At 67.9% G+C, this 12,162-nt stretch carries 7 protein-coding genes and 1 pseudogene; 4 read left to right on the top strand and 4 right to left on the bottom strand.

The window, feature by feature from the left end; genetic code table 11:
- Positions 1 to 70: 70 nt before the first annotated feature.
- From LRS11_RS22240 to LRS11_RS22230, 3 genes are read right to left on the bottom strand one after another with little or no spacing between them, the layout of a single operon-like run.
- Positions 71 to 517, bottom strand: a complete 447-nt coding sequence (locus LRS11_RS22240) for a DUF2214 family protein (protein ID WP_260494982.1) — start codon at positions 515 to 517, stop codon at positions 71 to 73.
- A gap of 19 nt (positions 518 to 536) precedes the next feature.
- Positions 537 to 1,565: a sensor domain-containing diguanylate cyclase gene (locus LRS11_RS22235; RefSeq protein WP_260494981.1), complete on the bottom strand. Its 1,029-nt coding sequence runs from the start codon at positions 1,563 to 1,565 to the stop codon at positions 537 to 539.
- A gap of 12 nt (positions 1,566 to 1,577) precedes the next feature.
- Positions 1,578 to 2,924, bottom strand: coding sequence for an MATE family efflux transporter (locus LRS11_RS22230; RefSeq protein WP_260494980.1), 1,347 nt, complete (start codon positions 2,922 to 2,924; stop codon positions 1,578 to 1,580).
- Positions 2,925 to 3,113: 189 nt separating this feature from the next.
- Between LRS11_RS22230 and LRS11_RS22225 the strand changes: the two genes are divergently transcribed.
- The 3 genes and pseudogenes from LRS11_RS22225 to LRS11_RS22215 all read left to right on the top strand — a co-directional run bounded on the left by LRS11_RS22225 (position 3,114) and on the right by LRS11_RS22215 (position 9,173).
- Positions 3,114 to 3,578 carry an aminoacyl-tRNA deacylase gene (locus tag LRS11_RS22225; protein ID WP_260494979.1) on the top strand — a complete coding sequence of 155 codons (465 nt, stop codon included), beginning with the start codon at positions 3,114 to 3,116 and terminating at the stop codon, positions 3,576 to 3,578.
- Positions 3,579 to 3,744: 166 nt separating this feature from the next.
- A pseudogene (locus tag LRS11_RS22220) lies at positions 3,745 to 8,645 on the top strand (alpha-2-macroglobulin family protein).
- A gap of 144 nt (positions 8,646 to 8,789) precedes the next feature.
- A complete protein-coding gene (locus tag LRS11_RS22215) occupies positions 8,790 to 9,173 on the top strand; it encodes an endonuclease domain-containing protein (RefSeq protein WP_260494978.1) in 384 nt (127 codons plus the stop codon).
- Between the two features lie 185 nt (positions 9,174 to 9,358).
- On the opposite strand, the gene LRS11_RS22210 is transcribed toward LRS11_RS22215, so the two are convergent.
- Positions 9,359 to 9,652 carry a hypothetical protein gene (locus tag LRS11_RS22210; RefSeq protein ID WP_173211600.1) on the bottom strand — a complete coding sequence of 98 codons (294 nt, stop codon included), beginning with the start codon at positions 9,650 to 9,652 and terminating at the stop codon, positions 9,359 to 9,361.
- A gap of 92 nt (positions 9,653 to 9,744) precedes the next feature.
- Between LRS11_RS22210 and pbpC the strand changes: the two genes are divergently transcribed.
- Positions 9,745 to 12,090 (top strand): peptidoglycan glycosyltransferase PbpC, encoded by a 2,346-nt coding sequence (gene pbpC / locus LRS11_RS22205; protein WP_260494977.1) that lies wholly within the window; start codon positions 9,745 to 9,747, stop codon positions 12,088 to 12,090.
- Positions 12,091 to 12,162: the final 72 nt, after the last annotated feature.

Genomic DNA, 12,162 nt, shown 5'->3' with positions numbered 1-12,162 from the left:
GCTTTTTTGTCTGCGTAGCCCGGATGCAATCCGGGACGGGGGTTCCCCGGATTGCATCCGGGCTACCTGGCTAGCCGAAGCCCCGCGCCATCAGGCTGGCGAGGAAGGGCAGACAGACCAGCAACAGCAGCTCCAGGCGGATCACCCAGATCGTGCGTTTGGCCACTGCCGGGCTGATCTGCGGCGCCTTGCCGGCCAGCAGGTCGTTGCGCCAGTTGAAGAAGGTCAGGGTCGGCAGCGCCGAGAGCAGGCCGATCAGCAGGAACAGGCCGACCTTGGCGTGGAACAGACCGTTGTGCAGGTAGTAGTCCAGGCCCTTGCCGAACCACAGCACACGCGCAACGCCGGTGACCAGTACCAGGCCGGCGCTGACGCCGTAGGCGATGTCGATGCGCAGCAGGCGCTGAGCGCTGGCGACGTCCATCTGCGGCTTGAACAGCAGGTGCTCGGCGGTCAGCAGGGCGAACAGGACGAAGATCGACAGGTAGTGCAGGCTGGCGGCAATCGCGTCGGCCATGGCTATTCCTCGTGCAGGGTCAGGTAGCGTGGACCGTTCGGTTACGGCCCTGGTGCTTGGCAAGGTACAGCGCGCTGTCGGCGCGTTCCAGTAGCGAAGCCGGGTTCTCTCCGGGCGCCGCAATGGCGGTACCGATGCTGCTGGTCACCGTATGGTTGAGCGTGCCGATGCTGATTGGCGTGGCGGCAATGGCCTGGCGTACGCGCTCGGCGATGTGCTGCAGCTCGCTGGCGTCGTGCACGCTGACCAGGGCGACGAACTCCTCGCCACCCAGGCGCACCAGCAGATCATCCGGGCGCAGGGCGGCGCTCATACGCCGCGCGCTTTCCCACAGCACCTGGTCGCCACCGCCATGGCCGAACTGGTCGTTGACCTGCTTGAAGTGGTCGAGGTCGCAATAGATCGCGGCGAGTTGCAAGCCCAGGCCCGTCGCGCTGGCCAGCTCGCGCGGGTAGAACTCATTGAAGCCGGCGCGGTTCCACAGCTGGGTCAGCGGGTCGATCAGCGCCTTGCGTTGTTCGCGGCTGACCGCCTGGCGCAACTTGTGAGCATGCTGGCTGACATTGCGTAGATGCAGGTAACCCTCGACCAGCGTGGCCAGGTCACGCAGGCGCAGCCGCTCCGTCGGGTCGAGGCCGCGTGGCTGCGGATGCAGCAGGCAGAGGGTACCGATCGGTTGGTTGTCGCGGCTGTAGAGCGGATGGCCGGCGTAGAAACGGATAAAGGGCGCGCCGACCACCACCGGGTTGTCGCTGAAACGCGGGTCCTGGTGGGCATCCTCGACGACCAGCGGGTTGCGCGCCGCCACCGCATGGCCACAGAAGGAAATGTCGCGCGGGGTTTCGGCGGTGTCAAAGCCCACGCGTGCCTTGAACCACTGGCGGTCGCGGTCGATCAGGCTGATCAGCACGGTATCGACACCGAACAGCTCGCGGGTCAGGCGTACCAGGGTGTCGAGATACAGCTCGGCGGGGGTGTCGAGCAGATCGAGGTCATCCAGCGCCTGTTGGCGAAGGGCTTCATCGGGTGGGCAGGGGGCGGGCAGCATGCTTGTCTCCGATCAGTGCTGGGGAGCCAGCCAGGCATCCTGGCGCTGCAGGCGCCACGCGAGGATGGCCAGGCTCAGGCCGCGCATCAGCATAAAACATAGCAAAGCCAGCCACAGGCCGTGATTGCCCAGCCCTTGCAGCAGCCAGCCCAGCGGCAGGGCCAGGGCTACGCTGGCGAGCATCGCATTGCGCATTTCGCGGGCGCGGGTGGCGCCGATGAACAGGCCGTCGAGCAGGTAGCTCCACACTCCCAGCAGCGGCAGCACGGCCAGGTAGGGTAGGTACAGGTAGGCCACCGCGCGTACCGCGGGAATGTCGCTCTGCAGGTTGACGAACAGTTCACCGCCAGCGAGAAACAGCAACGCGAAGCCCAGGCTGGCCAGCAGCGCCCAACCGCTGGCGACCACCAGCGAGCGGCGCAGGGCCAGGCGGTCAGCGGCACCGATGGCGTGCCCGCACAGCGCCTCCACCGCATGGGCCAGGCCGTCCAGGGCAAAGGCGGCGAGCAGCAGGCCGTTGAGCAGCAGGGCATTGGCCGCCACCGTGGCGTCACCGAGGCGGGTGCCCTGCACGGTGACCAGGAAGAACACCAGATGCAGGGCCAGGGTGCGGATCAGGATGTCGCGGTTGACCGCCAGCAACGCGTGCCAGCTGCGCCACTGTTTGAGGGCCGACCCGTCGAGCCGTCCGGGGTGATGGCGCAGGGCGCGAGCGGCCAGCAACAGACCGAGCAGGGCGCCGCTCCATTCGGCCAGCACCGAGGCGCGCGCGGAACCGACCACGCCCCACTCCAGGCCGAGGACGAACCACAGGTTGAGCACGATGTTCAGCAGGTTGGTGCTGAGCATGATGGCCAGCGCGCCACGCGCACGCTGCGTGCCCAGCAGCCAGCCGATCAGGGCGGAACTGGCCAGGGTGGCCGGCAAGCCGAACAGGCGCGCGTGGAAGAACTCGCGGGCCAGGCTGGCCAACTCCACCGAGGGCTGCATCAGGTTCAGGGCCAGGCCGCTCAGCGGCACGGCCAACAGCGCCAGCAGCAGCGATAGGCCTCCCACCAGCAGCAGGCTCTGCAGCAGCACCTGGCGCAGCGCCGTACCATCGCCACGGCCACAGGCCTGGGCGGCGAAGCCGGTGGCGCTCATGCGCAGGATGCCGAACACGCCGACTAGCATGGCGTACAGGCTGGCGCCGACCACCACCGCGCCAAGCTGATGGGCATGCGGCAGGTGGCCGATCACGGCGGTGTCGACCAGCGCCACCAGCGGTACCGAGAGGTTGGACAGGATCATCGGCAGGGCCAGCGCCCAGACCCGCCGATGGGTCGGGGCGTGGCGCCAGGCATCGAGCAGGGCGGACATGGGCAGTACCGGCAAAAGGCCGATTATAGGCAGGGCCGGTCGGTCATAGCGCATTTGCGACTAGCGCCGCCAGCCGATAGCAGCAAGTGTTGTAGCCAGGCCCGGTCGGCCATGCGGGCGGCTGGCTAGACTTGTCTGTATCAGCAGTTGGCGAGTGCCGCGCAGCCGTGGCGGCCGAGGAGGTGCAACATGCATGTGGCCGAAACCCTGGCCCGTAGTCTGCAACGGGCCGAATGTCAGTACGATCTGGTCGAGCATGATCATTCGGCGACCAGCCTGGAGTCGGCGCGCAAGGCCGGCGTTCCCGCCTCGCGCATGGCCAAGCCGATCATCCTCGACGACCGCCGTGGGCACTACCTGATGGCCGTGGTGCCGGCCAACCGGCAGCTGGACCTGGGCAAGGTGCACAAGGGCCCCTGGCGCTGGCAGCTGACCAGCGAACAGAGCCTCGGCGGCCTGTTCCGTGACTGCGAGCGTGGCGCCGTGCCGGCACTTGGCGAGGCCTATGGCATGGGCATGCTGATCGACCCGGCGCTGGCGCGGCAGGCCGATATCTACCTGGAGGCCGGCGACCACGAAAGCCTGGTGCATCTGTCCATCGACGAGTTCTTCAAGCTGGCGCCCAATGCCCAGCTGTGCGAGTTGAGTGCCTGAGCGGGCGCGACGGGTGCTGGATATCGGTAACCCGCAAATTGCCGGTGGTTCGCGCGGTCTCTACGAAGACGGGTTATGCGCCATGACCCCGCCCTGCATCACGTCTGAGTGAGCAGGCTTCGGCTATAGTTGCGCTCCTCTGCCTTGCCCGCTCTGGGAGCCTGCTATGCCGAACAAAGGACTGCTTCTGGCCCTCGCACTGACGCTGCTCAGTGCCTGCGATTCTTCCACTCCCGAGGCGCCCAGCGCCGACCGCCCCGTCGCACCGCAGGACGCGGCCAGGCCGGCGGCGGATGTCGAGGCGCTGGCCAAGCGCTATGCCGGGCGCCAGCTGAGCGTGGCCGATGCCTCGGAAGTGCAGCTCGAGGGCGCCAGTGCGCTGTCGGTGACCTTCAGCGTGCCGCTCGATCCCGAACAGGACTTCGCCGCCAAGCTGCATCTGGTCGACAAGAAAAGCGGCAAGGTCGACGGCGCCTGGGAACTGTCCGACAACCTGATGGAACTGCGCCTGCGCCATCTCGAACCGCAACGCAGCCTGCTGCTGACCATCGATGCCGGCCTGCGCGGAGTGAATGCCAGCGAACTGGGCGCGGAATACAGCAGCCAGATCGATACCCGCGACATGCAGCCCACGGTTGGCTTCGCCAGCCGTGGCTCGTTGCTGCCGACCCGCCTGGCCGAAGGCCTGCCGGTGATCGCGCTGAACGTCGACAAGGTCAACGTCGAATTCTTCCGCATCCGCCAGGAAGCGCTGCCGAGTTTTCTCGCCCAGTGGGGGCGCAGCTCGAATATCAGCACCTGGGAAGCCCGCGAGCTGCTGCCGATGGCCGAGCTGGTGTATGGCGGGCGCTTCGACCTCAACCCGGCGCGCAATACCCGCGAAACCCTGCTGCTGCCGATTGCCGGCCTGGAGCCGTTCAAGCAGCCGGGCGTGTACCTGGCGGTGATGCGCGAGGCCGGCACCTACAACTACACGCAGCCGGCGACCCTGTTCACCCTCAGTGATATCGGCCTGTCGGTACACCGTTACCGTGGCCGTCTGGATGTCTTCACCCAGGCCCTGGAAGGCGGCGCGGCGCAGGCCGATGTGACCCTGGAACTGCTCAGCGACAAGGGCCAGGTGATCGGCGAAGGCAGCACCGACAGCAGTGGCCATGCCGAGCTGAGCCTGCCCGACAATGCCGCCCTGCTGCTTGCCCGCCAGGGCGAGCAGACCAGCCTGCTCAACCTCAGCGGCCCGGCCCTCGACCTGGCCGAGTTCGATATCGGCGGCGAGATGCCCAACCCGCTGCAGCTGTTCGTGTTCGGTCCGCGTGATCTGTATCGCCCGGGCGAGACCGTGCTGCTCAATGCCCTGCTGCGCGATGCCGATGGCCGCGCGGTCAAGCCGCAGCCGGTGAATGTGGAAGTGCGCCGGCCGGATGAGCAGGTCAGCCGCAAGTTCGTCTGGCAGCCGGGCGAGGATGGCCTCTACCAGTACCAGCTGCAGCTGGCCGGCGAGGCACCGACCGGGCGCTGGCAACTGCTGCTGGATGTCGGCAGCGGCCACAGCCAGATCTACGAATTCCTCGTCGAGGACTTCCTGCCCGAACGCCTGGCCCTGGAACTCAAGGGCAGCGAGACGCCGATCGCCCCGAGCGACGAGGCGCAATTCCAGGTCGAGGGCCGTTACCTGTACGGCGCGCCGGCGTCCGGCAACCGCCTGACCGGCCAGGTCTACGTGCGGCCGCTGCGCGAGGCCGTGAAGGCGCTGCCCGGCTACCAGTTCGGCTCGCTCACCGAGGAGGAGCTAAGCCAGGATCTCGAGCTGGAGGAAACCAGCCTGGATGCCGAGGGCAAGACTGTTATCCAGGTGGAAAACCGCTGGGCCGAGGCCAAGTCACCGCTGCAGCTGATCGTCCAGGCCAGCCTGCAGGAGTCCGGGGGCCGGCCGATCACCCGGCGCCTGGTGCAACCGGTGTGGCCAGCCGAGCGACTGCCCGGGGTGCGCGGCCTGTTCGAGGGCGAGGAGGTGGATGGCGACAGCCTGGCCGAGTTCGAACTGCTGGTCGCCGACCCGGCCGGCAACAAGCTGGCCGCCGAACAGCTCAACGTGCGCTTTATCCGCGAGCGTCGCGACTACTACTGGAGCTTCTCCGAAGGCGAGGGCTGGAATTACCACTACAACGAGAAGTTCCTCAACCTGGCCGAGGAAAACATCAGTGTCGCCGCCGGCGGCACGGCCAAGGTCAGTTTCCCGGTGGAGTGGGGCCCGTACCGTATCGAAGTCACCGATGCCGAGACCGGCATCATGAGCAGCCTGCGGCTGTGGGCCGGTTACTCCTGGCAGGACAATACCGACGGCGGCGCGGTGCGTCCGGACCAGGTCAAACTGGCTCTCGACAAGCCGGCCTACAGTGCCGGCGACACCGCCACGGTCACCGTTACCCCGCCGGTGGCCGGCAGTGGCTACCTGCTGGTGGAATCCAGCGACGGCCCGCTGTGGTGGCAGGAAATCGAGGTGCCGGCCGAAGGCAAGGCCTTCGAGATTGCCCTGGACGACGACTGGGCACGGCATGACCTGTACATCAGCGCGCTGGTGATCCGCCCCGGCGAGCGCAAGGCGGGCGCCACGCCCAAGCGCGCCGTGGGCCTGCTGCATCTGCCGTTCGAACGCGGCTCGCGCAAGCTGCAGCTGAGCCTGAGCGCGCCGGAGAAGATGCGTCCGCAGCAGCCGCTGAAGGTGCAGATCCAGGCGAAGAACGCCGACGGCAGCGTGCCGAGCGAGGTGCGGGTGCTGGTGGCAGCGGTGGATGTCGGCATCCTCAATATCACCGAATACCCGACGCCGGACCCCTTCGCCCAGTTCTTCGGGCGCAAGGCCTACGGCGCCGATCAGCTGGATGTCTACGGCCAACTGATCGAGGCCGGTCAGGGTCGCCTGGCCAGCCTGGCTTTCGGCGGTGACGCCGCGCTGGCCAAGGGCGGCAAACGCCCGGACACCAGCATCACTATCGTCGCTCAGCAGAGCCTGCCGGTGCAGCTGGATGCCCAGGGCCGGGGTGAAGTGAGCCTGGATATTCCCGACTTCAATGGCGAGCTGCGCCTGATGGCCCAGGCCTGGACCGACGAGCGCTACGGCATGGCCGAGGGCAAGACGGTGGTGGCCGCGCCGCTGGTGGCCGAATTGTCGGCGCCGCGCTTCCTCGCCGGCGGCGATGAAACCACCGTGGCCCTGGACCTGACCAACCTGTCCGGCGCCATGCAAAAGCTTGATGTGCAGCTCAACGCCGAGGGGCAGCTGGCCTTGAGCGAAACCCCCGGCGGGCATACCGCGCCGATTCAGCTCGACCAGGGCCAGCGCACCACCCTGCGTATCCCGGTGCGCGCCGCCGGCGGCTTCGGCGCCGGCGTGCTGCGCATCAGCGTGCAGGGCCTGAGCTTGCCGGGCGAGAACCTGCCGCCGTTCAGTCGCACCTGGCGCATCGGTGTGCGTCCGGCCTGGCCGGCGCAGCAGCAGATGTTCCGCAGCGTGCTCAAGGGCGAGCGCTGGAGCCTGCCTGCCGGCACCCTGGCGGCCTTCGAACCGGCCGGGCTGGAGGCGCTGCTCAGCGTGTCCAGTCGTCCGCCGCTCAATCTGGCCGAGCAGATCCGTGCCCTCAAGGCCTATCCCTACGGCTGCCTGGAGCAGACCACCAGCGGCCTGTACCCCTCGCTGTACGCGGATGCCGCCACCCTCAAGCGCCTCGGCCTGGAAGGCGAACCGGAACAGCAGCGCCGCCGCTCCATCGAGATCGGCATCGAGCGTCTGCTCGGTATGCAGCGCTACAACGGCAGCTTCGGCCTGTGGGGCAGTGACAGCGACGAGGAATACTGGCTGACCGCCTATGTCACCGACTTCCTCCTGCGCGCCCGCGAGCAGGGCTTCGCCGTGCCCGCCGAGCCGCTGAAGAAGGCCAGCGAGCGCCTGTTGCGCTACCTGCAGGAACGCAACCTGATCGAAGTCGGCTACAGCGAAAACCTCGACCACACCCGCTTTGCCGTGCAGGCCTACGCCGGCTACGTGCTGGCGCGCAGTCAGCAGGCGCCGCTGGGCGCCCTGCGCGCGCTGTACGAGCGGCGCAGCGAGTCGCAGTCCGGCCTGCCGTTGGTGCACCTGGCCGTGGCCCTGCAGAAGATGGGCGACAAGCCGCGTGCCGACGAGGCGCTGGCCGTGGGTATGGCCCAGGGTCGCAACCGCGAGGACTGGCTGGCCGACTACGGCAGCCCGCTGCGCGACCAGGCGCTGATCTACGCCCTGCTGGAGGAGAACGACCTGGCCGCCGGCACGCGCGAGCAACTGCTGTTCGAACTGGCCGAGGAGCGTGCGCTGCAGGACTACCTGTCGACCCAGGAGCGCAATTCGCTGTTCCTCGCCGGCCGTAGCCTGGTGAAGAAGCCGGAGCAGGACTGGAACGCCGTGCTGGAAGTCGCCGGCCAACTGCGCGAGCTGAGCAACAGCCAGCCGGCCGTGCTGCTGCAGGGGGCTGGCCTGGGCGAGCCGCTGAGCCTGAGCAATCCGGGCGAGCAGAGCCTGTACCAGCAGCTGACACTGTCCGGTTACCCGGCCCAGGCGCCGCAGGCGGGGGCAACAACCTGAGCATCGAGCGCGAGTACTACGACCTGGGCGGCAACGCGCTGGACCTGAACAATCTGCAAAGCGGCCAGCTGGTGCTGGTGCACCTGGCGGTGCGCGCCGATGAGCGGGTGCCGGATGCCCTGCTGGTCGACCTGCTACCGGCGGGCCTGGAGCTGGAAAACCAGAACCTGGCGCAGAGCGCCGCCAGCCTGGACGACGCCAGCAGCGCGGTGAAGGACTGGCAGAAATCGATGCAGAACGCCGCGATCAAACACCAGGAGTTCCGCGACGACCGCTACGTGGCGGCGCTGGATGTGAATGGCTACGACACCACCCACCTGCTCTACCTGGCCCGAGCCGTGACGCCCGGCACCTACCGGGTTCCGCCGCCTCAAGTGGAATCGATGTACCGCCCGGCGTGGAAGGCCCAGGGCGAGACGCCGGAGAAACTGGTGGTGAGGGGGCGCTAACCCTCTCCCCCGGCCCCTCTCCCATAAGTGGGCGAGGGGTGACTTCAGCAGGTCGGCCATGCGCGGACTACCCCCTCTCCCACTCTTTGTTTATGAAGAGGGGGAGAGGGCTGGGGAGAGGGCAAAGGGAGCAAGGAGGCTCACATGGGACTGCGTGAAAACGCCAAGCACCTGCGTACCCACATGACGGATGCCGAAGCCCGGCTTTGGTATCACTTGCGTGGTCACCGCTTCATGGGGTTGAAGTTCAAGCGACAGAAACCGATTGCCCGCTATATCGTCGACTTTGTCTGTCTGGAGTGTTTCCTGATCATCGAACTGGATGGCGGCCAGCATGTCGAGCAGCGGCAGCTGGATGAGGTGCGCGATGGCTATCTACAGGAGCGTGGTTATCGTGTGCTGCGCTTCTGGAGTCATCAGGTGCTGGGGGAGATGGCGGCGGTGCTGGAGCGGATTCGTCTGGCCATCGACCCTCTCCCCAGCCCTCTCCCCCCTCTTGATAAACAAAGAGCGGGAGAGGGGGGGTAGGCCGTGCCCAGGGTGACTGATAGGTGCTGCCGAAGGCTTTGCAGGTGAAGAGCAGGCATCGGGATAAACTACGGCGTCTGGCGTTAGTCACCCCTCGCCCATTTATGGGAGACGACTGCAGGGATGCAGGAGTTAGAGCGACGCAGGAAGCCAAAGCCGAGGGGCCGGGGGAGAGGGCAGTTGTCTCAACTCACAATCAAACTCAACAACCACAACCCCAGCAACCCATAGATCACCATGCGCACGAAAGCCTTGCGCATGCCGGCACGGACCGCGGCGTAGAGCAGCAACAGGCCGCAGACCATGGCCACCAGGCTGAGCAGGCCGATGTCGGTGCCCAGGGCGTTGGCCAGGCCCTGCAGGAAGCTGCGGCCGGCGTCGGCGAACAGGCCGAAGAAGCCGCTGAGGGCTTCGACGATGAAACGGATCAGAGTGCCGAGTGCGTGACCCAGCCATTGAAAGAAATCACTCACGAAAATATGTCCGGCCGCTCGGGGCCGCTCCTCGGCTGTTGCGCGCAATGCGAGGCAGCATGCCACAGGCACCTGCTGTGGCGAAGGGTAGCAGGCCCATGGAGCTGAGCCGCTTACTCATTCGCTTGCGTCGCCCCTGGTTGGCGCTGCCCGTGCTGCTGGTGGCGCTGCTGCTGCTGGTGGTCGATCGGCTGTTCCCGCTACCCTTGCCGCAGGACGACCTGGCCCGTGTGGTGCTGGCCGAGGACGGCACGCCACTGTGGCGCTTCGCCGATGCCGAGGGGGTGTGGCGTTACCCGGTGACGCCGGAGCAGGTCTCGCCCTATTACCTGCAGGCGCTGCTGACCTACGAGGATCGCTGGTTCTACCGGCATCCCGGGGTCAACCCGCTGGCTCTCGGTCGTGCGGCCTGGCAGAACCTCACGGGGGGGCGCGTGCTGTCCGGTGGCAGCACCCTGTCGATGCAGGTGGCGCGCCTGCTCGATCCGCATTCGCGCACCTTTGCCGGCAAGTTGCGTCAGCTCGGGCGCACCCTGCAACTGGAGTGGCACCTGTCCAAGGACGAGATCCTCGCCCTCTACCTTAACCGCGCACCCTTCGGCGGCACCTTGCAGGGCGTGGCGGCGGCCAGCTGGGCCTACCTGGGCAAGTCACCGGCACAGCTGACCCGCGCCGAGGCGGCGTTGCTCGCGGTGTTGCCGCAGGCGCCCAGCCGGCTGCGTCCGGATCGTCACCCCGAGCGCGCCCAGGCGGCGAGAGACAAGGTGCTGCGGCGCCTGGCGCAGTTCCAGGTGTGGCCGCAGGGCCTGGTCGACGAAGCGTTGCAGGAGCCGGTGCTGCTGGCGCCGCGCCAAGAGCCCAACCTGGCGCCGCTGCTGGCGCGGCGGCTGAATGTGCCGGGCAGCCCGCCGCTGATCCGCACCACCCTCGATGCCAGCCTGCAGCGGCGCCTGGAGGACTTGCTGCTGGGTTGGCGCGCGCGCCTGCCGGAGCACACCTCGGCGGCGATCCTGGTGGTCGAGCACGAGAGCATGGCGGTGCGCGCCTACCTCGGTTCGGTGGATATCGCCGACAAGCGCCGCTTCGGCCATGTCGACATGGTGCGCGCCCTGCGCTCGCCGGGTTCCACGCTGAAACCCTTTCTCTATGGCCTGGCCCTCGACGCCGGGCTGATCCATTCCGAGTCGCTGCTGCAGGATGTGCCGCGGCGCTATGGCGACTATCGCCCCGGTAACTTCGCGGCCGGGTTTATCGGCCCGGTGTCGGCCAGCGAGGCCCTGGCCACCTCGCTCAACCTGCCCGCGGTGCAACTGCTGGAGGCCTACGGGCCGAAGCGCTTTGCCGGTGAGCTGCGCAATGCCGGGGTGCCGCTGACCTTGCCGGCCGCTGCCGAGCCCAACCTGGCGCTGATTCTCGGTGGCGCCGGCAGCCGTCTGGAGGAGTTGGTCGGCGGCTACAGCGCTTTTGCCCGCGACGGCCTCGCCGCGCGCCCGCGCCTGCAGCCGCAGGACGCCCTGCACGAGCGCCGCCTGCTCTCGCCCGGCGCGGCGTGGATCATCCGGCGTATTCTGGCCGGCCAGGCACGACCCGATCGCGACCCGCGTGCCGAGTTGCTGCAGCGCCCCGTGCTGGCCTGGAAGACCGGCACCAGCTACGGCTTTCGCGATGCCTGGGCGGTGGGCGTCGGTCCACGGCACCTGATCGGTATCTGGATTGGCCGTCCGGACGGCACCCCGGTGCCCGGTCAGTTCGGCCTGGCCTCGGCCGCGCCGCTGTTGCTGCAGGTGCATGATCTGCTGGTCAACCGCGACAGCCAGCGTGGCCTGGCGCCTCCTGTGCAAGAAGTGCCGGAGAGTATCGGCGTGGCCGCGATTTGTTGGCCGCTGGGGCAACCGCTGGCCCGTGAGGATGACAATTGCCGGCGCCAGCGCTTTGCCTGGACCCTCGACGGCACTACGCCGCCGACCCTGCAGGCGGCCGATCAGCCGCTGGGCCTGGGGCTGTTGCAGAACATCTGGGTCAATCCGCAGGGGCGCCAGGTGGCCGCCACCTGTACAGCTGGCGAGGCGCGTCAGGTGGCGCTCTGGCCGGCACCACTGGAGCCCTGGTTGCCGCGTCGTGAACGCCGCGCGGCACGTTTGCCGGCGGCTGACACCAGCTGTCCGCCGGCCATGGCACCGCCGGCGGCGCCGCTGTCGATCGTCGGCATTCGCGACCACGACCGCCTGCGTCGCCCGGCCAGCAGTGCCGACCCACTGCGCCTGCAGCTATCGGCCCTGGGCGGCAGTGGCACGCGCTGGTGGTTCCTCAATGGCGCGCCGCTGGCCGAAAGCCAGCCAGGCGAGGCATTCGCCCAGGTGCTGCGCGAGACGGGGCAGTATCAGCTGAGCGTGCTGGACCAGGGCGGGCAGACCGCCCAGCTGCAGTTCAGTGTCAGCGAGTAGGCACAACCTACCGGCGCTGGACTACCGCTCGGCCCGCCGGCGTTAAACAGCATCGCCCGTTGCTGGCGAATG

The organism is Pseudomonas sp. J452 (assembly GCF_024666525.1).
GTDB lineage: Bacteria > Pseudomonadota > Gammaproteobacteria > Pseudomonadales > Pseudomonadaceae > Aquipseudomonas.
This window is presented reverse-complemented; position numbering and strand designations above follow the sequence as displayed.